Source organism: Roseibium sp. (assembly GCF_048261595.1).
Lineage (GTDB): Bacteria > Pseudomonadota > Alphaproteobacteria > Rhizobiales > Stappiaceae > Roseibium.
Genome location: NZ_JBLXFW010000004.1, coordinates 277,585 through 301,925, shown reverse-complemented (window position 1 = coordinate 301,925; position 24,341 = coordinate 277,585). Strand labels below are relative to the sequence as shown.

The 24,341-nt window shown below is 59.7% G+C and carries 21 protein-coding genes; 13 read left to right on the top strand and 8 right to left on the bottom strand.

The features are described 5' to 3' along the window. The first annotated feature begins 131 nt into the window (after positions 1–131). The 5 genes from ACN0SY_RS14925 to ACN0SY_RS14905 all read left to right on the top strand — a co-directional run bounded on the left by ACN0SY_RS14925 (position 132) and on the right by ACN0SY_RS14905 (position 5,186). Positions 132–692 carry a F0F1 ATP synthase subunit delta gene (locus tag ACN0SY_RS14925; protein ID WP_417688436.1) on the top strand — a complete coding sequence of 187 codons (561 nt, stop codon included), beginning with the start codon at positions 132–134 and terminating at the stop codon, positions 690–692. Further along, on the top strand, positions 692–2,221 hold the full coding sequence (gene atpA / locus ACN0SY_RS14920; RefSeq protein ID WP_417688435.1) for a F0F1 ATP synthase subunit alpha: 1,530 nt from the start codon (positions 692–694) through the stop codon (positions 2,219–2,221). The genes ACN0SY_RS14925 and atpA overlap by 1 nt, the downstream gene beginning before the upstream one ends. A 30-nt stretch (positions 2,222–2,251) precedes the next feature. After that, on the top strand, positions 2,252–3,136 hold the full coding sequence (locus tag ACN0SY_RS14915; protein WP_417688433.1) for a F0F1 ATP synthase subunit gamma: 885 nt from the start codon (positions 2,252–2,254) through the stop codon (positions 3,134–3,136). A 120-nt stretch (positions 3,137–3,256) separates the two neighbouring features. Next, positions 3,257–4,681 (top strand): F0F1 ATP synthase subunit beta, encoded by a 1,425-nt coding sequence (gene atpD, locus ACN0SY_RS14910; RefSeq protein ID WP_417688431.1) that lies wholly within the window; start codon positions 3,257–3,259, stop codon positions 4,679–4,681. Positions 4,682–4,778: 97 nt separating this feature from the next. Beyond that, the gene (locus tag ACN0SY_RS14905) at positions 4,779–5,186 is read left to right on the top strand and encodes a F0F1 ATP synthase subunit epsilon (protein ID WP_417688429.1); all 408 of its coding nucleotides are present in this window, start codon (positions 4,779–4,781) and stop codon (positions 5,184–5,186) included. Positions 5,187–5,279: 93 nt separating this feature from the next. Here ACN0SY_RS14905 and ACN0SY_RS14900 read toward each other — a convergent pair whose 3' ends face one another. The 8 genes from ACN0SY_RS14900 to ACN0SY_RS14865 all read right to left on the bottom strand — a co-directional run bounded on the left by ACN0SY_RS14900 (position 5,280) and on the right by ACN0SY_RS14865 (position 14,441). Further along, positions 5,280–8,261, bottom strand: a complete 2,982-nt coding sequence (locus tag ACN0SY_RS14900) for a PAS-domain containing protein (RefSeq protein WP_417688427.1) — start codon at positions 8,259–8,261, stop codon at positions 5,280–5,282. 273 nt (positions 8,262–8,534) lie between these two features. Then, entirely contained in the window at positions 8,535–8,741 is a 207-nt protein-coding gene (locus ACN0SY_RS14895) for a hypothetical protein (protein ID WP_417688425.1), read from the bottom strand. Between the two features lie 303 nt (positions 8,742–9,044). After that, positions 9,045–10,646: an NTP transferase domain-containing protein gene (locus tag ACN0SY_RS14890; RefSeq protein ID WP_417688423.1), complete on the bottom strand. Its 1,602-nt coding sequence runs from the start codon at positions 10,644–10,646 to the stop codon at positions 9,045–9,047. Then, positions 10,646–11,341, bottom strand: coding sequence for an XdhC family protein (locus tag ACN0SY_RS14885; protein ID WP_417688421.1), 696 nt, complete (start codon positions 11,339–11,341; stop codon positions 10,646–10,648). The genes ACN0SY_RS14890 and ACN0SY_RS14885 overlap by 1 nt, the downstream gene beginning before the upstream one ends. A 2-nt stretch (positions 11,342–11,343) precedes the next feature. Next, complete coding sequence (locus tag ACN0SY_RS14880; protein WP_417688419.1) at positions 11,344–11,976, bottom strand: LysE family translocator; 633 nt, start codon at positions 11,974–11,976, stop codon at positions 11,344–11,346. Continuing rightward, positions 11,976–12,323: an XdhC family protein gene (locus ACN0SY_RS14875; protein ID WP_417688417.1), complete on the bottom strand. Its 348-nt coding sequence runs from the start codon at positions 12,321–12,323 to the stop codon at positions 11,976–11,978. Before ACN0SY_RS14875 ends, ACN0SY_RS14880 begins: the two co-directional genes overlap by 1 nt. Before the next feature lie 129 nt (positions 12,324–12,452). Continuing rightward, a complete protein-coding gene (locus ACN0SY_RS14870) occupies positions 12,453–14,063 on the bottom strand; it encodes a phosphoenolpyruvate carboxykinase (RefSeq protein ID WP_417688415.1) in 1,611 nt (536 codons plus the stop codon). Positions 14,064–14,153: 90 nt separating this feature from the next. Next, positions 14,154–14,441, bottom strand: a complete 288-nt coding sequence (locus ACN0SY_RS14865) for a hypothetical protein (protein WP_417688414.1) — start codon at positions 14,439–14,441, stop codon at positions 14,154–14,156. A 169-nt stretch (positions 14,442–14,610) separates the two neighbouring features. On the opposite strand from ACN0SY_RS14865, the gene ACN0SY_RS14860 reads away from it, so the two are divergent. The 8 genes from ACN0SY_RS14860 (at position 14,611) to tsaE (ending at position 24,336) form a co-directional block, all read left to right on the top strand. After that, positions 14,611–15,309: a response regulator transcription factor gene (locus tag ACN0SY_RS14860; protein WP_417688412.1), complete on the top strand. Its 699-nt coding sequence runs from the start codon at positions 14,611–14,613 to the stop codon at positions 15,307–15,309. A 13-nt stretch (positions 15,310–15,322) separates the two neighbouring features. Then, complete coding sequence (locus ACN0SY_RS14855; RefSeq protein ID WP_417688410.1) at positions 15,323–17,134, top strand: stimulus-sensing domain-containing protein; 1,812 nt, start codon at positions 15,323–15,325, stop codon at positions 17,132–17,134. Then, the gene (locus ACN0SY_RS14850; RefSeq protein WP_417688408.1) at positions 17,131–17,598 is read left to right on the top strand and encodes an HPr kinase/phosphorylase; all 468 of its coding nucleotides are present in this window, start codon (positions 17,131–17,133) and stop codon (positions 17,596–17,598) included. Before ACN0SY_RS14855 ends, ACN0SY_RS14850 begins: the two co-directional genes overlap by 4 nt. Positions 17,599–17,704: 106 nt before the next feature. Then, on the top strand, positions 17,705–18,109 hold the full coding sequence (locus ACN0SY_RS14845) for a PTS sugar transporter subunit IIA (protein ID WP_417688406.1): 405 nt from the start codon (positions 17,705–17,707) through the stop codon (positions 18,107–18,109). Between the two features lie 2 nt (positions 18,110–18,111). Continuing rightward, positions 18,112–18,420 carry an HPr family phosphocarrier protein gene (locus ACN0SY_RS14840; RefSeq protein ID WP_417688404.1) on the top strand — a complete coding sequence of 103 codons (309 nt, stop codon included), beginning with the start codon at positions 18,112–18,114 and terminating at the stop codon, positions 18,418–18,420. Positions 18,421–18,654: 234 nt separating this feature from the next. Beyond that, positions 18,655–20,043: an adenosylhomocysteinase gene (gene ahcY, locus ACN0SY_RS14835; protein ID WP_417688402.1), complete on the top strand. Its 1,389-nt coding sequence runs from the start codon at positions 18,655–18,657 to the stop codon at positions 20,041–20,043. Between the two features lie 228 nt (positions 20,044–20,271). Then, complete coding sequence (locus ACN0SY_RS14830; protein WP_417688400.1) at positions 20,272–22,785, top strand: ATP-binding protein; 2,514 nt, start codon at positions 20,272–20,274, stop codon at positions 22,783–22,785. Between the two features lie 18 nt (positions 22,786–22,803). Next, entirely contained in the window at positions 22,804–24,336 is a 1,533-nt protein-coding gene (gene tsaE, locus ACN0SY_RS14825; protein ID WP_417688398.1) for a tRNA (adenosine(37)-N6)-threonylcarbamoyltransferase complex ATPase subunit type 1 TsaE, read from the top strand. Positions 24,337–24,341 lie beyond the last annotated feature (5 nt).

The following is a 24,341-nucleotide window of genomic DNA, read 5'->3' as shown; positions in this document are numbered from 1 at the left end:
AATTGAGGCGCGGCTTTGGGGGAACGGTTCTGCCGTCTTACCTTCTGACCCTGAATTCGTTAATTATTTCAAAGACTTGCCGCCAATACTGGTCGACGGGGCTTTGAAATGCGTCAGAGAGCTCGGACCTGGTGACTGACAACGTATCTCTCGTATCCGGCGTGGCAAAGCGGTATGCGTCCGCCCTCCTCGATTTGGCCGAGGAAACTGGTGTGACCGCCGACGTGGAACGGGATCTTGGTGCTTTTGAGGGATTCCTCAAGGAGAGCGCCGATCTCGACCGTCTCGTGAAGAGCCCCGCATTCAGCGTTGAGGAGCAGCTTGCTGCCCTGACTGCGCTTCTAGACAAGGCGAAGATCTCCGGTCTCGCCGCAAATTTCGTGAAGCTGGCGGCGCGCAATCGGCGCCTGTTCGTGCTTCCCGACATGATCAAGGCCTTCCGCGTCCTGCTCGCTGAAAAGCGTGGCGAGACGACGGCCGAGGTCACTTCCGCAGCAGCGCTGTCGGATGATCAGGTCGCTGCCCTGAAGGAAGCGCTCTCCGCGTCTTCGGGCAAGTCCGTAAACATCTCGGCGAAGGTTGATCCTGCTCTGATCGGTGGCCTGGTGGTCAAGATCGGTTCGCGCATGATCGACACGTCGCTGCGTACCAAACTCAATTCACTCAAGTTCGCGATGAAAGAGGTCGGCTGATGGATATTCGGGCCGCGGAAATTTCCGCTATCCTCAAGGACCAGATCAAGAGCTTTGGCCAGGAAGCCGAAGTTTCTGAAGTCGGTCAGGTGCTGTCCGTCGGTGACGGTATCGCCCGTGTGTATGGTCTGGACAACGTTCAGGCTGGTGAAATGGTCGAATTCCCGGGCGGTATCCGGGGTATGGCTCTGAACCTGGAAAGCGACAACGTTGGTGTCGTTATTTTCGGTTCCGACCGCGACATCAAGGAAGGCGACACGGTCAAGCGTACCGGCGCCATCGTGGAAGTCCCGGTAGGCAAGGGCCTGCTCGGCCGCGTTGTCGACCCGCTCGGCAACCCGCTGGACGGCAAGGGCCCGATCGAAGCGACGGAAAAGCGCCGCGTCGACGTCAAGGCTCCGGGCATCCTGCCGCGTAAGTCGGTTCACGAGCCGATGTCCACCGGCCTCAAGGCAATCGACGCCCTGATCCCGGTTGGCCGTGGTCAGCGCGAGCTGGTGATCGGTGACCGTCAGACCGGTAAGACCGCCATCATCCTCGACACCTTCCTGAACCAGAAGCCGCTGCACGCTGGCAAGGACGAAGATGCAAAGCTGTACTGCATCTACGTTGCTGTCGGTCAGAAGCGCTCCACGGTCGCACAGTTCGTGAAGACCCTGGAAGACGCCGGCGCTCTGGAATACTCCATCGTTGTTGCCGCTACCGCGTCCGACGCAGCTCCGCTGCAGTTCCTGGCGCCGTTCGCAGGCTGTGCGATGGGTGAGTACTTCCGTGACAACTCCATGCATGCTCTGATCGGCTACGACGATCTGACCAAGCAGGCCGTTGCTTACCGCCAGATGTCCCTGCTGCTCCGCCGTCCGCCGGGACGTGAAGCATTCCCAGGCGACGTTTTCTACCTGCACTCCCGTCTTCTGGAGCGTGCAGCGAAGCTGAACGACGATCATGGCAAGGGCTCCCTGACCGCACTTCCGGTCATCGAAACCCAGGGCAACGACGTTTCCGCGTTTATTCCGACCAACGTGATCTCGATCACCGATGGCCAGATCTTCCTGGAAACCGACCTGTTCTACCAGGGTATCCGCCCGGCTGTTAACGTCGGTCTGTCGGTTTCCCGCGTGGGCTCGTCCGCTCAGATCAAGGCGATGAAGCAGGTTGCAGGTCCGATTAAGGGTGAGCTCGCCCAGTATCGTGAAATGGCCGCCTTCGCCCAGTTCGGTTCCGACCTCGACGCCACGACCCAGCGCCTGCTGAACCGTGGTGCGCGTCTGACCGAGCTGCTGAAGCAGCCGCAGTTCTCGCCGCTCAAGACCGAAGAGCAGGTTGCAGTGATCTTCGCCGGCGTGAACGGCTACCTGGATCCGCTGCCGGTCGGTCGCGTTCGTGAATTCGAGGAAGGTTTCCTCCTGTTCCTGCGCGGTGAGCACAAGGAGCTCCTGGACGCGATCTGGGAAAAGAAGGCTCTCGATGACGAACTGACGGGCAAGCTGAAAGCTGCGCTCGAAACGTTCTCCAAGAACTTCGCCTAAACGCAGTCGGGATAAGGAGCAGGGGCGGCCATGCCGAGCCTGAAGGACTTACGAAACCGCATCGCTTCAGTGAAGGCGACGCAGAAAATCACCAAGGCCATGCAGATGGTGGCCGCGGCGAAGCTGCGTCGTGCTCAGGAAGCTGCGGAGGCCGCCCGGCCCTATGCTGAACGCATGGAGCAGGTGCTGGCCAACCTCGCGGTCGCCTTTGAGGGCCGTGATGACGCACCGAAGCTGATGTCCGGCACGGGCAGCGACCAGGTTCATCTCCTGGTCGTCGCCACTGCCGAGCGCGGTCTTTGCGGTGGTTTCAACACCAACATCGCAAAGCTGGCACGCGAGAAGGCGCGGTCTCTGATTGCCCAGGGCAAGACGGTGAAAATCCTCTGCGTTGGCAAGAAGGGCTACGACGCCATCAAGCGTGAGCTCGGCAAGCACGTGATCGAGACAATCGAGCTGCGCGGCGTGAAGAACGTCGGCTTTGCCAATGCGAACGAGATCGGCAGCAAGATCCTGTCGATGTACGCCGCTGGCGAATTCGATGTCTGTACGCTGTTCTACTCCCAGTTCCAGTCGGTGATCGCTCAGATCCCGACGGCCCAGCAGCTGATCCCGGCCGACCTGCCGGCTCAGGCTGAAGGTCAGGAAGGCGGCGCTTCGGCTGTCTACGAATACGAGCCGGATGAAGCAGGCATTCTTGCCGATCTTCTTCCGCGCAACATTTCTGTTCAGATCTTCCGGGCACTGCTTGAAAACGCAGCGTCCGAGCAGGGGGCACGTATGTCCGCAATGGACAACGCGACCCGCAACGCCGGTGATATGATCGACAAGCTGACGATCAACTACAACCGCCAGCGTCAGGCGCAGATCACGACGGAACTGATTGAAATTATCTCGGGCGCTGAAGCGCTCTAAGAGCATCCCGCGTTCTTTCGAACGCGGACAAGATGTTCTGGAACTTTAATTCGATCAACCTTCCGCTTCCTGCGCTAGAGCAGGAGGCGGGTTGATCTAGACGGATCGAGGATTAGGGATATGGCTGACAAAATAGTCGGACGCGTCACCCAGGTCATCGGCGCCGTTGTCGACGTCAAGTTCGATGACCATCTGCCGCTGATCCTGAACGCTCTTGAAACTGACAACCAGGGCACACGTCTCGTGCTCGAAGTTGCTCAGCACCTGGGCGAGAACACGGTACGCACAATCGCGATGGACGCCACCGAGGGTCTGGTTCGCGGTCAGGAAGTTGTCGATACGGGCTCCGCAATCGCGGTTCCGGTTGGTGACGGCACCCTGGGTCGCATCATGAACGTCATCGGTGAGCCGGTCGACGAAGCTGGTGAAATCCCGCACGAAACCAAGCGTGCGATCCACCAGGAAGCCCCGGAATTCATCGAGCAGTCGACCGAAGCAGAAATCCTTGTAACGGGCATCAAGGTCGTCGACCTTCTGGCTCCGTATGCAAAGGGCGGCAAGATCGGCCTGTTCGGCGGCGCCGGCGTTGGCAAGACCGTTCTGATCATGGAACTGATCAACAACATCGCTAAGGCGCACGGCGGTTACTCCGTGTTCGCAGGCGTTGGTGAGCGTACCCGTGAAGGTAACGACCTTTACTGGGAAATGATCGAATCGGGCGTGAACAAGGAAGGCGGCGGAGAAGGCTCCAAGGCTGCACTCGTTTACGGCCAGATGAACGAGCCCCCCGGAGCACGTGCCCGCGTTGCACTGACCGGTCTGACCATCGCGGAAGACTTCCGTGACAAGGGCCAGGACGTTCTGTTCTTCGTCGACAACATTTTCCGCTTCACCCAGGCAGGTTCGGAAGTGTCCGCTCTGCTCGGCCGTATTCCTTCGGCCGTGGGCTATCAGCCGACGCTGGCAACCGACATGGGCGCCATGCAGGAGCGCATCACGACCACCACCAAGGGCTCGATCACCTCAGTGCAGGCCGTTTACGTTCCGGCCGATGACTTGACCGACCCGGCGCCGGCATCGACCTTCGCCCACCTGGATGCAACGACGGTTCTGAACCGCTCGATCGCTGAAAAGGGCATCTACCCGGCAGTGGATCCGCTGGACTCCACGTCCCGTATGCTGAGCGCCAACATCATCGGCGAAGAGCACTACGAGACCGCACGTGCGGTTCAGGGAACCCTGCAGCGCTACAAGGCCCTTCAGGACATCATCGCGATCCTGGGCATGGACGAATTGTCTGAAGAAGACAAGCTCACCGTTGCCCGCGCTCGTAAGATCGAACGCTTCCTGTCCCAGCCGTTCTTCGTGGCTGAAGTCTTCACCGGTTCTCCGGGCAAGCTCGTTGCTCTGGAAGACACCATCAAGGGCTTCAAGGGCCTCGTCAACGGCGAGTACGATCACCTTCCGGAAGCAGCCTTCTACATGGTTGGCTCCATCGACGAAGCGATCGAAAAGGCACAGAAGCTGGCTGCGGAAGCTGCCTAATTCTCTTTCGGACCGGGCGCAGAAACTGTGCCCGGTTCAGCCTCTTTGATGGCGCTGTCTGCCATCAGCAAAACAAGACTGACAAGGAAGACGCCAAATGGCTGAACTTTTCCAGTTTGAGTTGGTCTCGCCGGAGCGCCAGCTCCTGTCCGAACAGGTTCTGGAAGTCATCATTCCGGGAACCGAAGGCGAGTTTGGCGTTCTGAAGAACCACAGCCCGTTCATGTCCACCATCAAGCCGGGCATCCTCAAGGTCCGCAAGGACGGCGGTGCACTGACCGAGTACTTCGTTCGCGGCGGCTTTGCCGATGTAGCGCCGGGCGGACTGACCGTTCTGGCGGAACAGGCGATCCCGGTTTCCGAAATCAGCGCCGACGACCTGGCTGCGCAGATCAAGGATGCCGAGGAAGACGTTGCCGACGCAAAGGACGACGAAGCCAAGCAGAAAGCCGAACAGGCGCTGACGCAGCTTCGCGATGTGGCTGAGGCCCTCAAGGCAGCCTGATCAGGCTCGAAACACTCCCGTCACGGGATCATCAGACGCGGTCTTCGGGCCGCGTTTTTTGTTGGTGTGAAGGCGATCGGCAGCCGGGGGCGGTCACGCCCTTCTGGCCACCTGTGTAGGCTCTTCTTCCTGCTGAAAGAACTGGAAGCCGTTCCTGCCGAGTTTCTTGGCCCGATAGAGCGCGGTATCGGCTTGCTTGACGATTGCCTTGGGATCTACGTCGCCCGGAACGATCGCGGCGATACCAATGCTGCCGCCGACGCTCAGGTCATGACCGAGGCAGCGGAAAGGCGAATTCAGCTTCTTCACGATTCGGTCTGCTATCACCGCAACGATTGCGTCCGATGAACCAGAGCCTGCAAGGATGATGGCAAACTCGTCACCGCCCAACCGGGCGATCAGGTCGGAATTCCGAACGCATTCCTTCAGCCGGCCTGCTACCTGCCTGAGAAGATCGTCACCGGTATCATGGCCAAAGGTATCGTTGACTGGTTTGAAGTGATCCAGGTCGATCGTGAGAAGATGGCCGTGTTTGCCCTCGGCAGCCGCCGCCGATAGGGTCTCGTCCAAGGTGGTATTGAAGAGCGTTCTGTTGGCCAGGCCGGTCAGGGGATCGTGGTGTGCTGCGAATTCGATCTTTGCGGCAGCCTGTTCCTGTTCGGTGACATCTTCATGGGTACCAATCCAGCCGCCATCCGGCATGGGCGCGTGTACAGCACGGATAACCTTTCCGTTAGGATGCGGAAATTTGTGACGGACGACATCGCCGGATCTGAGCCGGTCCTGCAGATCCGCGACGTGCTGCTCGATATCGCCATCGAATTCGTTCCGATCCTTTTCCGCCTGCAAAAGTTCCGCAAGCGACGCGCCAGCATAAATTTCTCCCTCCGGCTTACCGAAAATGTCGATGTATCTCTGGTTCCAGAGAACCAGGCGAGCATCACCGTCGAAAACGCTCACGCCTTGGTTCATGTTTGCCAGGATTGCTGCAACCTGGTCGGCATGACGCCGAATTTCCTGCTCTCTTTGCGCGCTCAGTCCCTCTAGACGCTTGCGTTCGCTAACATCGAAGAAACTGGAAACGATGCTACCGTCCGGCAGCATGACGCCGCGAATTTCCAGGTCTTTGCCGTCTGGACTTTTTCGTTCGTACAGATACGGATCGACACGCTGAATGGCCACCAGCTTATCGTTCAACACCTGCTCAGGGTCGCCGGGGCCATAGTCTCCCCGATGGGCCAGATACCGCGCGATGTCGCTGAGTTCCGCTTTCTCCTCGATAAATTCTTGCGGCAGCGCCAGCAGCTTTTGAAACTCGTCATTGCAGACCGCCAGGCGTTTGCGTTGATCGTAATACACAAGGCCACCGGGCATGTTGTTCACGATCGCCTGCAGCGTATCTAGCTGCGATTTCGCCTCGGTGATATCTGTCAGCGTGATGACAACAAGGCCATCATCGATCCCACCCGATCCAGCCACCAACGCGGCGTCCATCCGGAGCCATACTTTCTCCGGGCTATCGGCGTATTCAACGCTCATGACGGTATCGTTCAGGCGTGAAGGTTCCGCCAGTGCGACGACAAACGGGTTGGCAAATCCTGCGAGACCAGCGTCTTCGAATGTAAAGGTCATTCTCAGATCGTGGGCCGATGTGCCAAGTAATGCGTCCTCGCTGGACCCCAACAGTTTTTCGCCCACGGGATTGATGGACACAATTTTCCCGCACCGGCTAAGTACCAGCACCCCTTCGCCGACGCATTCGAGGGTGGTCCGCTGGATTGCTTCTGATTGCATGAGCGAGCGTTCGGCAGTCTTCCGGCTGGTTATGTCGAGAAAGCTGATGACATACCGTCCGTTTGGCAGAGGCGTGATACGGGACTCCATGACGGTCCCATCTTGGGTCTCCCGCTCCATAACCGTCGGCTTTTTGTGTGCGTAGGCTTTTTCGTAGCGTGCTCGCGCAAGGGTTTCCGGGTCGCCCGGGCCATAGTCGCCACGCTCAGCGAGATAGATCATGTAGTCCAGCATCGGGAGCTGTTGCTGGATCATCTCTTCGGGAAAATTGAAAAAGTCCCGGAATGCGTCGTTGCAGGCCAGCAGCCGCATATCGTGATCATGATAGGCGAGCGCACCGGGAAAGTTGTCGAAAATGGCCTGGACCATCTCTGACTGTTGCTTGCGGTGCGTAATGTCCTGGAAACTGCCGACAAAGCGGGCGATCTCGCCGTCATGAAAGATCGGTCGCCCCACGGCGCGGACCCAGATGTCGCGCCCTTTCGCCGTCCTGAACGGCAACTCAAGGTCCCATCCCGTTCCGTTTTCAGTGGCGCTCTCGACTGCCGCGGTAATGATCTTCCCACTTTCTCCCGGATAGAAGTCGAGCGCCTGCTCGACCGTGGGGGTGAAGTCCGGGTCTACCTCGTGGATCTCACGGGTCTTATCGGTCCAGGAGAGGCTTCCGGTAGAAGGGTCGAGTTCCCAGCCGCCGACGCCTGAAACATTGGTGATCTCCTGCAGAAGGTCACTTTCACGCATAGCGGCGGCCTTATCCAGTCTCGCCTGCTCAAGCGCCTGATTGAGTTGGCCTGAGGTTTCGTGTGCCTTGAGAAGAGCCTCGACAACACGTGACATTCTCTGAAGCTGATTCAACTGCTGTTGGCTTGGCCATTTCGGCTCGTCGCCGATGACACAAAGGGTACCGAGGTTGTGCTCTCCATCGAGTGAGAGCGGCACACCCGCGTAGAACCGGATGTGCGGAGCACCTGTCACGAACGGATTGGTCTTGAAGCGTTTGTCGCAATGAGTGTCGGGAACGACCAGCGGCTCCCTGGAAAGGATCGTATGCTGGCAAAAGGAGATATTCCGCGGAGTTGTTTCCAGATCGAGACCGGTACAGGCCTTGAACCATTGGTGGTCTGTATCAACCAGGGAAACCAGGGCGATCGGACATTCGAAGATGTCGGCGACCGCCGCGACAACATCATCGAACTCGGCCTGGCGCTTCGTCCCGATGATTGACAGTGCATGCAGGGCATCCAACCGCGAATTCTCGTTGTCTGGATAGACTGCCAGCATGTGCGACGCTTCCTGCTCTGCGGCGCGAGGGCGCCTCTGTAAATAGAAATACGTACATCGGCTAGGTAAAGTAAGAGTTTAATTAGTGGAATTAGTGAGCGAACTAAGCGGGAAAGAAATATTGCATCGGTAAAACTATCAGTATTTCTATGGAGGCCGAAATTCTCAAAGACTGAATACCCGATCGCGGGCTCGCTCGCTCAATGAAACAAAAAACCCGGCCTTGCGGGCCGGGTTCGAATGACGCGATGGGGCGCGTGTGTATCTCGCTGATCAGGCGGCGATGCGCTTGAACGAGGTGTTCATGCCGCCGGAGCGGCTACGGCGACGCTCTTCCGGCGGAATGTAGACGATTGAGCGATGGTCGTCGCAATAGGAGACGCCCGGCTCGACGCGGTTCGAGCAAGGGAACGTGTAGCTGCCGGCATCGCCTTCTGCCCATTTGCAGCAGCCAGGACGCGGGAGGCTCAAAGTATCCATCGTATTTTCCTTTTTGTTCGTGCGCACGCGCAAAAGCGTTCGAGCATCCAAACCCTGGATCCGAACAGCGAGTGTCGTTTGACGGAATGTTCAATGCAGAGGCAAATCTGCAGCCAACGTATCGGCGCCTCAACCAATGCCCGGCTTACATAAGATGACCGTCATGAAAATGCAATACTCCAGGAGTCATGGGAGCCCTGCAATTCCTGCATAACAGGCATGTTGCCTAACAATTCATTTGGCTATCGGCGTGAACGACTTAATTCTTGTTATAATGACAATAAATTAACTATAGATTTACCACTATGTTGCGCCGCGATAGGAATCAAGGGCTTCCGGCGTATCAAGGTCGATATGCGCTCCGGGCCCGACCTCGACTTCCTCAACGAGGTGCCTGTTTTCCGCAATGATATGACGCGCCCCGACATCTCCATGCAGCTGCATCAGATCGGAAAAGAAGCGTTTGTCCCAAAGAACAGGATTGCCCCGTTTTCCCTGGCAGCTCGCTGTCACGATCATCCGATCGGGGTTCTCGCGATAGGCCTCGACAATCGCGTTGACGGTCTCTTCAGTCACGCCTGGCATGTCACCGAGCATGATGATCGCGGCACCTATATCCGGATCGAGTGCGCTCAGACCTGTTCGGATGGAAGTCGCCATGCCGTCGGCGAAATCCGGGTTGTGAACCACATCAGGGGTGTAGGCGCCGACGGCAGCCTGCACGTCGTCTGCCATGTGGCCGGTGACGACGAGAACCTGGGCCAGGCCGGCCTTGCTTGCGGCGGCAACGGCGTGGGCGACCAGCGGTTTGCCGTCCACTTGCTCTAGCAGCTTGTTGGCCGCTCCCATACGGCTGGACTTTCCTGCGCCCAGGACAATCGCGGCCACTTTCGTTGCCTTGCCGTGGCCGGGCTGCTCGCGCAACTGCGGGCGTGAGCCGATTTCCATGAGCAATCCTCCAACACCGAGGCCGGTGATATCTGCCGGTGTCACTTGAAGGTCGGCGAGCAAGCGGTCAAGAATCCAGTCGAAGCCGTTCTCCTTCGGGCTGCGCGCACAGCCGGGAGCGCCGATCACGGGGATCCCGGCCAGATCGCCAAGCAGGAGAAGGTTGCCCGGGTCCACGGGCATTCCGAAATAGGTGATGGAACCACCCGCCTGTTCGATGGCCGAGGGGAGCACGTCAAACCTGTCGACAACCGCAGATGCCCCGAAGAGGATCAGCAAATCGGCGCCGTCATCCCGTAAATGCCGCAGCGCATCCGCCACCTGGCCTGCTGCGTGATCCACCCGGATTTCATCGATAATGACGCTTCCGCTGGCCCGTAGGCGCTGTTCAAGAACCCGGCGGGTCTTGTCCATCGTGGAGGGTTTGAGATGATCCAGCCGCGTCGCGACCAACCCGACTTTTCTGGGGCGGAATGGTGCGATGCGCAGTGCCCGGTCGATACAGGCTTCTGCCTGTTCGACAAGCGACGACGGCGCGGCGAATGGAATGACCTTGGCGGTCGCGACCATCCGTCCGGCAGCGACCTTTTCATACTCGGGAAGGGTGGCAATGGTCAGGGCCGGGTCGATCCGGTTCATGGCATCGACGGCCGTGCGGTCGACAATCAGGAGACCATCTGTTTCGGCATACAGGTTCACCCGTCCGGTGAAGGGCGTATCGGTGCCAAGATTTCCGCCGCACGCGGCGAGGGCGATCCGGCGCGCCGAGGTGTCTTCATCCACGTCACCCGGATCCAGCCGTGCGACGACGATTTCATCATGACCTGCGCCAATGAGTCCCTGAATGTCGTCGCGGGACAGACGGTGCCCTTTCTTCAGGGTCTTGCCATTCAGCCGCGTGCTGTGTGCCAGAACGCAGCCTTCGGCGGTCTCTGTCGCCGCAGGGCCGAATTTCATCAGGTCGCTCCCGGCGCCTTGCGCAAGGCTTCGATGATGTTTGCGAGGACGGCAACGGCGATTTCCGCAGGCGATGCGGCACCTATGTCTGCCCCGATAGGGGCGTCGATGCGTGCGATCTGGTCGTCGGAAAGACCTGTTTCGGTAAAGCGCTCGACACGTTTGCCATGGGTCTTTCTGCTCCCCAGCGCACCGACATAAAAGCATCCGGTCTTCAGGGCTTCCATGAGGGGAAAGTCGTCGATCTTGGGATCGTGTGTCACAGCGGCGACGGCGGTGAAGGGATCGAGAGGTTGTGTTTTCAGGACATCCTCCGGCCATTCCGCTTTCAATGTCCCCCCGGCAAAACGCTCTTCGGTCGCAAACGCGGTGCGCGGATCGATCACCGTGACATCGAAACCCGCGATTTCCGCCATCGGCAGAAGGGCCTGCGAGATATGAACTGCGCCGATGATGACGAGCCGCGGCGAGGGGACTGAAACGGTCAGGAACGCGGAAGCTCCATCTCCCTGGTCAACGAGCCCGGACTTGCCGGAACGAAACCGGCTGCCGAGTTCTGCAGCCAATGGATCTTTGGAGAGGTCGTCACCCTTGCAGACCAGCCGCTGCTTGCCGCTGGACATGTCCGTAACGAGGATTGCTGCGCGGCGTGCATCGCGTTCTTTGTTCAGGGCTGAAAGAAGAGAGAGTTCCATGATTATCCGCGCTCGGTCGCAAGCTTGAGGCCAAGGCCCATCAGAACCGTACCGCCGATCCAGCGGGTCAGGTCTTGCCACCGGGACGACCGGCTCAGCCGATCCCGGACACTTGAGGCAAAGAAGACGACAAGGAGATCGGCGGAAGTGAAGGAGAAATTCACGACCGTGCCGAGGATGAGAAACTGCAGCCAGATCGGCAGCGATCCTTCCGGGGCGACGAACTGTGGCAGAAAGGCAATGAAGAAGAGCGCGACCTTGGGGTTGAGCACTTCGACCAGGATGCTGTCGAGGAACGAACGCTGGCGTGACTTCGGCGGCAGAACCACGTCGGCTTCGTTGCCGGCAATCCGGCTACGGATCATCTGGATGCCAAGCCAGATGAGATAGGCCCCGCCCAGCACCTTCATCGCGGCGTAAAGAGTGGGAACGGCGAGAAAGATTGCCGACAGCCCGAAGGCCGCGGCGAACACGTGGACATAGCAGCCAAGGTGAATGCCGAGGGCCGCTGAAAGGCCTGCGCTGCGTCCACGGGAGATTGTCTGCGCGGCCGTGTAGAGCAGGGCCGGACCGGGCATGTAGGCGAAGAGAACGGAGGCAAGCGCAAAGGCGAGCAGGGTGTCGACATCGGCCATTATGCGGCTCCGGCAGAGATGGGTTCCACATAAACGCGGATCCGTCCGCCGCAGGAGAGGCCAACCCGCCATGCGGTCTCATCCGCGACACCGAATTCCAGTGTCACCGGTTTCGCGCTGCCAATCACGTCGATTGCCTCGGACACGACCGCGCCCTCGACGCAACCACCGGAAACCGAGCCTTCAAAATTGCCTTCTTCGTCGATGACGAGATGGGACCCGACCGGACGGGGCGCGGAGCCCCATGTCTCGATCACGGTCGCCAGTGCAACCTTCCGTCCAGCGGCGCTCCAGGCTTCCGCGGTGGACAGGATATCCAGGTTCGATGTGGTCGTATCGGTTGCCATTTTTGCGCCTCCCTCCAGCCAGATCAAATATATGCACAAACAGTCCAGAAGGAAGGCGGACAGAAAAAAAGGTGTCGCAACCTGTCTGGTCGCGACACCTGAATAAGGGGTGTTGTTATTGTTCGCCGATTATTCCGCGGCGTTGCGCAGAGCCGGAGCCGCATCGCGGACCGAAACATCTACGTGTTCTTCAAACTTGGCGAAGTTGTCGATGAACATCTGGACAAGCTTGGCGGCCTGTGCGTCGTAGCCAGCCTTGTCTTCCCAGGTGCCGCGCGGGTCGAGGATGGAGGTATCGACGCCTTCCACGGACACCGGAACCGCGAAGCCGAAGTTGGCATCTGTGCGGAACTCGACGTTCTTGAGCGAACCCTCGAGGGCTGCATGAAGCAGCTTGCGGGTCGCCTTGATCGGCATGCGCTGGCCGACGCCGTAAGCACCGCCGGTCCAGCCGGTGTTGACGAGCCAGCAGTCGACATTGTGCTCGGCAATCAGGTCGCGCAGCAGGTTGCCGTACTCGGACGGATGGCGCGGGATGAACGGTGCGCCGAAGCAGGTCGAGAAGGTTGCCTGCGGCTCGGTCACGCCCTTTTCCGTACCGGCGACCTTGGCGGTGTAGCCGGACAGGAAGTGATACATGGCTTCGGCCGGGGTCAGCTTGGCGATCGGGGGCATGACGCCGAAGGCATCGGCCGTCAGCATGATGATCGTCTTCGGCTTCGGTGCTGTGCCGGTCTCACTCGCATTGGAGATGAAGTGGATCGGATAGGCTGCGCGCGTGTTCTCGGTCTTCGATCCGTCGTCGAAGTCGGGAAGACGGTTGTCATCCAGAACGACGTTTTCCAGGACCGTGCCGAAGCGCTGGGTGGTGGAGTAGATTTCCGGCTCTGCTTCCTGAGACAGCTGGATGGTCTTTGCATAGCAGCCGCCTTCGAAGTTGAAGACGCCTGTCTTGCCCCAGCCATGCTCGTCGTCGCCGATCAGCGTGCGGGACGGATCGGCCGAAAGGGTCGTCTTGCCGGTGCCGGACAGGCCGAAGAAGATTGCCGTGTCGCCTGCATCGCCGACATTGGCCGAGCAGTGCATCGGAATGACGCCCTGTGGCGGCAGCAGATAGTTCAGGAAGGTGAAGACCGACTTCTTCATCTCGCCGGCGTAGGACGTGCCGCCGATCAGGACGATCTTGCGGGTCAGGTCGCAGGCGATGACGGTCTCGGTCCGGCAGCCGTGGCGCGCAGGGTCGGCCTTAAAGCTCGGCAGATCGATGATGGTCATGTCCGGAACGAAGCCTGCCAGCTCGGATGCTGCCGGGCGCAGAAGCATGTTCCTGATGAACAGCGAGTGCCAGGCGTATTCGGTGTAGACGCGAACCGGCAGCTGATAGGCTTTCTCGGCGCCGCCGTAGAGATCCTGGGCGAAGAGCTCGAGGCCTTCCGCATGCTTCAGGAAATCGCTCATGAGCACTTCGAAGTGCTCCTGGCTCATTTCCTGATTGTTTTCCCACCAGACGGTGTCGGCGCTCACCGCGTCGCGGACAACGAACTTGTCCTTGGGGGAGCGGCCGGTGTGGATGCCGGTATCAGCGACAAGCGGGCCATTCGCAGCGATCTGTGCTTCGCCGCGAGAGATCGAATATTCATAAAGCGCAGGCTCACTCTGGTTCCAATAGACCGACTTCAGACCGTTCAGTCCGAACGTCTCGACACCGTAGGAGGGATTCCTGACACCTACTTCTTTCATGATCCCGCTGTCCTTGTGATCTGAATAACCAAACGCGGGCCCTGGCGAAAACAGCAACGCAGTACCCGTTGGCGCTGGGAACCTAGTAGATCAATGTAATTCCAACAAGCCGGACAAAGGAACGATTCCCGGTTTCAATCGATTAAAAATCGGCATCTTCTGATTGATAATTAATTTAGATGCCGAAATAATATTGATGATTTCGTTGGACTTGCATTCTGCGCGCGAAAACCAGTCAGCTGCACGTAAATTTCTTCGAAGACTTTCGATTTTAATTTCAAAATTTGCGATTTTTTCTGAGAAATGAAACAATGAGTCGTCTATCGCGTTAACCTCTCCAGAACCGGGAAGCGCGCTTGAGACGTTGAGTAGCTGCAAATCCTCCCAAGCATCTGGTATCAGGCCTTATCGCTTCCCATTTCAGCGATACCACCCGTGGCCACGCCTTAATTTGCGCGCATTTTCCAATGCATAGGCTAAGATTGTAATTATTGAGAATTGCCGATCTCGCCGGGGATCGACCAACAGAGGACGCTGGATCCGCAACATGCCGACTATCGCACTTGTCGACGACGACCGGAACATCCTGACTTCGGTGTCAATCGCACTGGAATCGGAAGGCTACCGCGTACAGACGTATACGGACGGTACTTCGGCTCTCGACGGACTGCAGAGCGATCCTCCGCAACTGGCCATCTTTGACATCAAGATGCCGCGTATGGACGGGATGGAGCTCTTGCGCCGCCTGCGTCAGACGAGCGACCTGCCGGTCATCTTTCTTACATCCAAGGACGACGAGATCGATGAACTCTTCGGCCTGAAGATGGGTGCTGACGACTTCATCCGCAAACCGTTCTCGCAGCGCCTGCTCGTAGAGCGGGTTCGCGCCGTCTTGCGCCGGGCGCAGCCGAAGGATTCATCGACCCCGCGTGAAGACGCGGAAAAGCTTCTCGAGCGCGGGCAGCTGGTCATGGACCAGGAGCGTCATACCTGTACGTGGAACAACAAGCCGGTGACGCTGACTGTTACCGAGTTCCTGATCCTGTCTGCTTTGGCGCAGCGTCCGGGCGTGGTGAAGAGCCGCAATGCCCTCATGGATGCAGCCTATGACGATCAGGTCTATGTCGATGACCGCACCATCGACAGCCACATCAAGCGCCTGCGCAAGAAGTTCAAGGTGGTTGACGACGATTTCGATATGATCGAAACCCTGTACGGTGTCGGATACAGGTTCAGGGAGGTCTGAAGACCCACCCCCAATGGCAGGCGAGAACAAGACCGACGAAACGGCCGCTGCATCGAGTGGCGGGCCGGAGCTCTCGCAGCTGCGCAGGCTCGGCAACAAGCGCTTGCGACGCCGTCTGCTCTCTCGCGTCGGCCGTTTGTTCGGTACCCACATTCTCTCATCGCTGACACGCCGCATCGTCGCGATCAATCTTGTCGGCCTGATCGCGCTCGTGATCGGCATTCTCTATCTGAACCAGTTCCGTGCCGGTCTGATTGACGCGCGTGTTCAGAGTCTTCTGACACAGGGCGAAATCATCGCAGGCGCAATCGCCGCATCGGCGACGGTCGATACCGGTGCGATCACGGTCGACCCGGAGCGTCTCCTGCAGCTCGAAGCCGGAGAAAGCCTGGCCCCGCGCAGCGACGATCTTGATACCCTCGATTTCCCGGTGAACCCGGAACGCGTCGGACCGGTCCTGCGGCGCCTCGTGTCACCGACCAAGACCCGCGCCCGGATTTATGATCCGGAGGGAATTCTCATTCTCGACTCCCGGCATCTTTATTCAAGCGCTCAAATTCTTCGCTTCGACCTTCCTCCGCCAACTACGGAGGAGGACGGAATGTTCGACGCGGTGTGGCGTTCGATCAAGCTCTGGTTCCGCCGCGGAGACCTGCCGCTCTACCAGGAAGCCGGTGGCGGTGATGGTCGCATATACCCTGAAGTCGAGGCAGCTCTTGCCGGTTCGCCAGCTTCGGTCGTTCGGGTGTCGCAACGCGGAGAGTTGATCGTCTCGGTCGCGGTTCCAATCCAGCGGTTCCGCGCGGTGCTTGGGACGTTGCTCCTGTCCACCCAGGGCGGTGACATTGATGCGATCGTTCGTGCCGAACGGTTGGCGATCATGCGCGTCTTTCTGGTGGCTGCCTCTGTGACGATCCTCCTGTCGATCATGCTGGCGGGTACGATCGCGGGCCCGGTTCGCCGTCTCGCGGCTGCGGCCGAGCGGGTCCGGAAAGGCTCGACGTCTCGGCAGGAAATCCCGGAATTCTCCGACCGTGAAGACGAGATCGGTCACCTTGCACGGGCTTTGCGCGACATGACCAACGCGCTCTACAACAAGATAGATGCCATCGAGCAATTCGCCGCCGACGTCGCGCACGAGCTGAAGAATCCGCTGACCTCGCTGCGCAGTGCGGTCGAGACCCTGCCGCTCGCCAAGAACGAGCATTCCCGCGCAAGGCTGATGGAGGTCATCCAGCACGACGTTAGGCGCCTGGATCGCCTGATTTCCGATATCTCCGATGCCTCGCGGCTCGATGCCGAACTTGCGCGGGCTCAGGCCGAGACGATCGACATCGCCGAGCTTTTGCGCAACATCACCGAGGCAACGAACCAGAGATCGGGTCACCCGGTGGAGGTGCGACTTACCGTTGCCGACGCCGGAAACGGTCATCCGTATCGGGTACTGGGGCACGATATCCGGCTGGGCCAGGTGATCCGAAACCTTCTGGACAACGCATGCTCGTTCTCTCCGCCGGAGGGGCATGTTCGCATCAGTCTGTCGCGAAAGGCCCGAAACATCCGCATCACCGTGGATGACGACGGTCCCGGTATCCGCGCGGAAGATCCCGACCGCATCTTCGAGCGCTTCTATACTGATCGTCCCGACGGTGAAGGCTTCGGCAACAACTCCGGACTTGGCTTGTCCATTTCGCGTCAGATCATCGAGGCGCATGGCGGCAGCATTGCGGCCCAGAACCGCTATGCCGACCCGGACGCCGGTCCGGACGGCGAAGTTCTCGGGGCCCGCTTTGTCATTCTTCTGCCTGCGGGAGACAGCAAGTGAGTTCCCGGACGCATCATGCCGGATGCGTCATCATCGGCACATTCGGTATCCTGATACGTGGCGCATCGGGCAGCGGGAAGTCGGCTCTTGCCGACGCCATGCTCGAGACGGCTCGCAGGAACGGCAACTTCACGGCTCTTGTAAGTGACGACAGGACGATCCTTGAGGTGCGAGAGGGGGCGCTGATCGCCTCTGCGCCCGAGCAGATAAGAGGGCTTGTCGAAATCCGCGGGGTTGGCATCTGTGGGAGACGGACCGAGCCGGAGGCGCGTGTCGCTTTGGTGCTCGATCTTGTGCCGCCCTCCGATGTCGAGCGGATGCCGGAAAACCTGCCGGATCCCGTTCTGCTTGAGGGTGTGAAAGTGCCGAGGGTAAAGATCCCCGAAAGGCAGTGTCACGCCTCCATCGGGATCGCGCGATGGGCCTTGAGGGGGCTTTTCCCCAATGCGCCGGACTACATTTGAGCAATTCATGGCAATTTTGCTTGCAACTCGGGGAACGGTTGCCGAGAGTGCAGCCGACATGCAACCGTCGCCCTTGCGGCACGAATAGACATCAGGGCACGAACACATGATCGGTCTCGTACTCGTTACCCATGGACGCCTCGCCGAGGAGTTTAAATCCGCATTGGAGCATGTGGTCGGACCCCAGGAGCAGGTGGAAACGATTTGCATCGGGCCTGACGACGACATGGAGCAGCGCCGGCAGGACATTCTCTCCGCCGTCGAGGCAGCCAATTCCGGCAAGGGCGTTGTTCTTCTGACGGACATGTTCGGCGGGACGCCTTCCAACCTCGCGATCTCGGTCATGGACGGCAAGTCCGTCGAGGTGGTCGCCGGGGTCAATCTCCCGATGCTGATCAAGCTGGCAAGCGTGCGTTCCGACAGGTCCCTCGCAGACGCCGTTGACGAGGCCCGACAGGCCGGACAGAAATACATCTCTGTCGCAAGCCAGGTTCTCTCCGGTCAGAGCTGATCATGACGACAGCAGCGCAAACCAGGGACACCACGCCGACAGTGCTCGAAAAAGACCTAACAATCGTCAACCAACGCGGTCTGCACGCCCGAGCGTCCGCGAAACTTGTGAAGCTGGTCGAGACCTTCGACGCGAATGTCGAGGTCTCCAAGGACGGTCAGACCGTTGGCGGCACCTCTATAATGGGCCTGATGATGCTGGCTGCGAGCCCTGGCTGCTCGATCCGGGTTGCAGTCTCCGGCGCCGAGGCGGATGAAGCCATGGCTGCAATCACCGAACTGGTCGAAGACGGTTTCGGCGAAGAAGACTGAATCCTTCCAATCGAAAGGCTTTTGACCCTCGCGGTAAGGGTTCATTCGTCTTGCGCACTTACGATATAAAGAAATCTTTATATCTCCATTGCTACGAATGCGGGTGCGCGCTATAACACCTGCCATAGGAGCGGGCAGGCGTGCGGCCTCCGCAACGAGGCAGCGATCGTATCGACCGCCTCCCTCAAACTCACCGCCCCAAATAGGCCGGGGCGAACCACTCAGGACGTTTTCATGAACGACTATATCGTCAAGGACATTGGGCTCGCCGGCTGGGGCCGGACCGAAATCGAAATCGCTGAGCACGAGATGCCGGGCCTGATGGCTTGCCGCGCCGAATTCGGTGACAGCAAGCCGCTCAAGGGTGCCCGCATCGCCGGTTCCCTGCACATGACCATCCAGACGGCCGTGCTGATCGAGACGCTGGTCGCGCTGGGCGCTGAAGTCCGCTGGGCGTCCTGCAACATCTTCTCGACCCAGGATCAGGCCGCTGCCGCCATCGCCGCTGCCGGTATCCCGGTTTTCGCCATCAAGGGCGAAACCCTGGAAGAATACTGGGACTACGCCGACAAGATCTTCGACTTCCCCGAAGGCGCCAACATGATCCTCGACGATGGCGGGGATGCAACCCTTTACATCCTCCTGGGCGCACGGGTCGAAGCCGGCGAAACCGGTCTGCTCGACAATCCGGGCTCCGAGGAAGAAGAAGTCCTCTTCGCCCAGATCAAGAAGCGTATGGCCGCTAACCCGGGCTGGTTCACCAAGCAGAAGTCCCTGATCAAGGGCGTCTCGGAGGAGACCACCACCGGCGTGCTGCGTCTGTACGAGATGCAGAAGAAGGGCCTGCTGCCGTTCCCTGCAATCAACGTCAACGACAGTGTCACCAAGTCCAAGTTCGACAACCGCTACGGCTGCCGTGAGTCCCTGGTCGACGGCATCCGCCGCGGTACCGACGTCATGATGTCCGGCAAGGTCGCCGTCGTTTGCGGCTACGGCGATGTTGGCAAGGGCTCGGCCCAGTCTCTGGCCGGTGCCGGTGCACGGGTCATCGTTACCGAGATCGACCCGATCTGCGCGCTGCAGGCGGCGATGGACGGTTTCGAAGTCAAGACGATCGAACAGGCGCTGCCGGAAGGCGACATCTATGTCACCGCCACCGGTAACAAGGACATCATCACCTTCGACCACATGCGTGGCATGAAGGACATGGCGATTGTCTGCAACATCGGTCACTTCGACAACGAGATCCAGGTTGCCGCGCTGAAGAACACCAAGCTGCGTCCGGTCAAGGACCAGGTCGACATGTACGAGTTCCCGGATGGCAAGCGCATGATCCTGCTTTCGCAGGGCCGTCTGGTGAACCTCGGCAACGCGACCGGTCACCCGAGCTTCGTGATGTCCGCCAGCTTCACCAACCAGGTTCTGGCCCAGATCGAGCTCTGGACCAAGGGTGGCGAGTACAAGAATGAAGTCTACGTTCTGCCCAAGCATCTGGACGAAAAGGTTGCCCGTCTGCACCTTGAAAAGCTTGGCGTGACCCTGACTGAACTGTCCGACAACCAGGCCCAATATCTGGGGATTAACAAATCCGGACCGTTCAAGTCTGAGCACTACAAATATTGATGGTTAACGCCCGATCCTACCATATGTAGAATCGGGCGGAAAAACCGCACTGCAAAAATTGTTAACGGGATTCTTCGATCTGAGGAGTTCCGTTAACTTTTCGGCAAGAGACTCTTCTGCGCGATTCCCAAAAAGGTTATGGTTTAACGAATCAGGGGCCAAGAGGCACAAGCTCCTGATTTGAACCGGTCTCTCCGGGGATAAAAGGCGGCGTAAGGGGATCACAAAATGCCGGTAAGCGGCTTTGACGGCGCGCGCAAACGCGCGACGTGGCGGGAAAGGATTCGGGCTTCGGTTAAGCTGACCGGCGTCAGTGCTGCCGCCCTTATGGCAAGCCGCATCCCAGCCAATGCCGAAGGCCTGGCGAACATCTCCTCATTGCAGATCAATGCCGACAACATGGTGTGGCTCGGGGCGCTTGGCGGCGTCTGTACCTTCGCCGTTACGGCAGCCGTCGCTTTCCTTCATCAGCGCCGTATCTCCGCAGGCCTGTCCGATCGGCTTTCCCGCACAAACGGTGATCTGAAGCTCAAGCTCGACAGGCTCGAGGCCATGCTCAACACGGATGAGCAACGGTCCATCGTCTGGACCGGCAACGGGGCGGTCCCGCAAATCTGGGGCGTCCTGCCAGAAACCTCGGGAGTGCCCCGGCAACCGGCACAGCTTCTTTCCTTCGGCTCCTGGCTGACAAGCAAGTGCGCAGCCGATCTCGAGATGAAGCTCGACACGCTCTTCAATACGGGCGAAGCGTTTTCACTCACACTCAAGACGGCTATCGGTTCCTATGTCGAGGCCTCTGGCCGCACGGCGGGCGGAGCGGTTGTCCTGCGGCTGCGGGATTTGACCGGCGAGCGCCAGATGCAGGCCGAGCTTGCGGCCCGCAACGCACGTATCTCGGGCGAGTTGCATATGCTGCACGCCTTGCTCAACGCCATGCCCGCGCCGGCATGGCAGAGGGATGCGGAAGGTTCCATCGTCTGGGCCAACAAGGCCTATGCCGAAGCTGTCGACGCGCCTGACGCGGCCAGTGCCATGCGCGATGGCGCGAGCTTTCTCGATGCAGCGGCCCGCGAAGCCATGCAGCGCGAGCGCGATGAGGATGGTTGCTTCCGCTCCCGCATGCCCATCGTGGCAGCGGGCGAGCGACGGGTCTTCGAAGTCACCGATGTCACGGCAAATGTCGGCAGTGCGGGGATCGCGGTCGACAGCAGCGAGCTTGAGCAGGTACGCAAGGAACTGGCCCGCGCCGAGGATTTCCACGGTCGCACGCTCGACCAGCTTCAGACGGCGGTCGCCATCTTCGGCGGCGATCGCAAGCTGCAATTCTATAATGCCGCCTTCCGTCAGCTCTGGGATCTCGATCCTGCCTTCCTTGAGGCGCACCCGGAAGACGGCGCATTGCTTGATGCTTTGCGCGCGGCCCGCAAGATCCCCGAACAGGCGGACTATCGCGGCTGGCGCAACAAGATGCTCGACGCCTATCAGTCCCTGGAGGCGCGCGAAAGCTGGTGGCACCTGCCCGATGGCCGGACGCTGCGCGTGATCGCCAATCCGCATCCGCAGGGCGGCGTGACCTACATCTACGAGAACGTCACCGAGCAGCTTGACCTGGAAAGCCGCTACAATGCGCTTGCCCGCGTCCAGGGCGAAACCCTCGACAATCTGTCCGAGGCAGTCGCGGTGTTCGGATCCGACGGCCGGCTGCGGCTCTGGAACCCGGCGTTCGGCCGCATCTGGGGCCTGCGCGAGGACCAGCTCGACGGCGTGCCGCATGTCAACGATCTGGCGGCTGCATGTGCCCTCGTCGAGGACGAGCGGGCCGCGTGGGAAGAGCTTGCCCGCAGCGTCACCGGTCTCGTGGACAGCCGAACCCAGGCGGCAAGCCGCATGGAACGTCACGACGGAACGGTGCTCGACTACGCAACCGTTCCGCTGCCCGATGGCGGTACGCTGGTCACCTTCGTCGACGTGACCGACAGCGTGAACGTGGAGCGAGCGCTCCTGGAAAAGAACGAGGCTCTGGAAGAGGCCGATCAGCTCAAGAACGCCTTCATCCAGCACGTTTCCTACGAGCTGCGCTCGCCGCTGACCAACATCATTGGCTTCGCTCAGCTTCTGACCAATCCGAAGTTCGGCGAACTGTCGGTCAAGCAGGGCGAATATGCGGATTACATCCGTTCGTCCTCGTCTGAGCTTCTGCTTATCATCGATGATATTCTGGATCTGGCGACCATCGACGCCGGCATCATGGAACTGGACCTCAGTGAGGTCGAGGTTTCCAAGACCGTTGCCGCGGCTGTGGAGGCACTCAAGGACCGCATCGCGGAAGCCCAGATCTCCCTGAACACCAGCGTTCCAGAAGATATCGGCACCATGGTGGCCGACGAAAAGCGCCTGCGCCAGGTTCTGTTCAACCTGGTGTCGAACGCAGTTCGGTACTCCGAGGAATACGGCACGGTCGATGTCAGCTGTACCCGGCAGGACAATCAAGTGGTCTTTGTCGTAAGGGACAACGGCTGCGGCATCCCGGCCGACGTAATTTCCCAGGTCTTCAATCGCTTCGTGGGCCATGGTGCCGGGTCCCGGCGCCAGGGCGCGGGGCTTGGCCTCGCCATCGTAAAGAGCTTCGTCGAACTGCACGGTGGTCAGGTCGATATCGAATCCGCCGAAGGACAAGGCACGACCGTCACCTGTACCTTCCCGGCAACTCCGCAGGCGTCCGGCAAGGTCGCTGCGGAATAAGACACAGGCGGAGCCATAATGTCCGCACAGGACCTGCGCCAGATTTCCTCACCCGATCTGCAGCTTTCACTCGCCGACGAGGCCGCGACCGTGCGCCTTGCCGAGGATCTGGCCGCTGTCCTGCAACCCGGCGACCTGATCTGCCTGTCAGGCGATCTGGGGGCAGGCAAATCGACCCTCGCCCGAGCCCTGTTGCGCGCACTCGCAGACGACCCGGATCTCGAGGTTCCAAGCCCGACCTTTACACTGGTGCAGAGCTACGAACTGCCTCGCTTTGCAGTTTCCCATTTCGATCTTTACCGGATCGAGGAGCCGGAGGAGCTGGAAGAACTTGGCCTCGATGAAATGCTCGAAACGGGCGCGGCTTTGGTCGAGTGGCCTGAAATGGGCAGTGAACTATTGCCGACAAACCGGGTCTGGCTGAACCTCGCCGGAGAAGACGACGAAACACGCACGGCGCAGTTCATGTTTGAAGAAACCGACTTCGGCAAGCGCCTGGAGCGGTCCCGTACCATTCGCGCCTTTCTCGATCAGGGTGGGTGGCATCGCGCACATCGCCGCCACCTGAAGGGCGACGCCTCCGCTCGCACCTATGAGCGCGTATTCGAGGACGACCGAAGTGCCGTCCTGATGAATTCGCCGGCTCTCTATGCGGAAAAAGCGCTTGGAGCCGAGCTCAGCTACAGCGAGATCGTTCACCTGGCGCAGGACGTCCGTCCATTCGTTGCCATCGGCGAGGAACTGTTCCGGCGTGGTTATGGAGCGCCGGAGATCTATGCTCAGGACCTTGGCGCGGGACTGCTTCTTCTGGAAGATCTGGGTAGCGAGGGCGTTCTGAAGGACGGTATACCGGATCCCGAACGCTATGAAGCCGCGACGCTTCTGCTGGCCCGAATGCACGGCGAATCCTGGCCGGAGCGTGTGATCCTGAGCTCCGCCGAAAACTATTCTCTGCCGCCCTATGATCGCCGCGCGCTCCTGGCCGAGGTCGATCTCTTCCTTGACTGGTATGTCCCGGAGATGACGGGCAAACCCGCGCCGGATGAATTGAGGGATGAATATCATTCCCTCTGGAGTGCTGCTTTCGACCGGATCGCTTCTGCCGAGACCGGATGGGTCCTGCGGGACTACCACTCGCCCAATCTCCTGTGGCGCGCCGATCGCGATGGTCTGGACCGTATTGCGCTGATCGATTTCCAGGACGCTGTCATCGGACCGGTTGCCTATGACGTTGGCTCGCTTCTGTTTGATGCCCGTGTCGAGGTGTCGCCGGAACTGGAAAGGCACCTGTTTCAAGCCTATCTATCGGCTCGAAAGGAGCGCCAGTCCGATTTCGACGAAGCGGCGTTCGAGGCGGCTTATGCGGTCATGTCGGCGCAAAGGATTGCCAAGGTTCTCGGCATTTTCGTGCGCCTGGCCCGGCGTGACGGCAAGCCGGGTTACCTCCGGCACCTGCCACGCATGAACACCTATCTCGACCGTGCCCTCAACCATCCGGTTCTCTCGGATTTGAAGCTCTGGTATGACAGGAACAGGCCCGTCAGCTCCTGACGGGA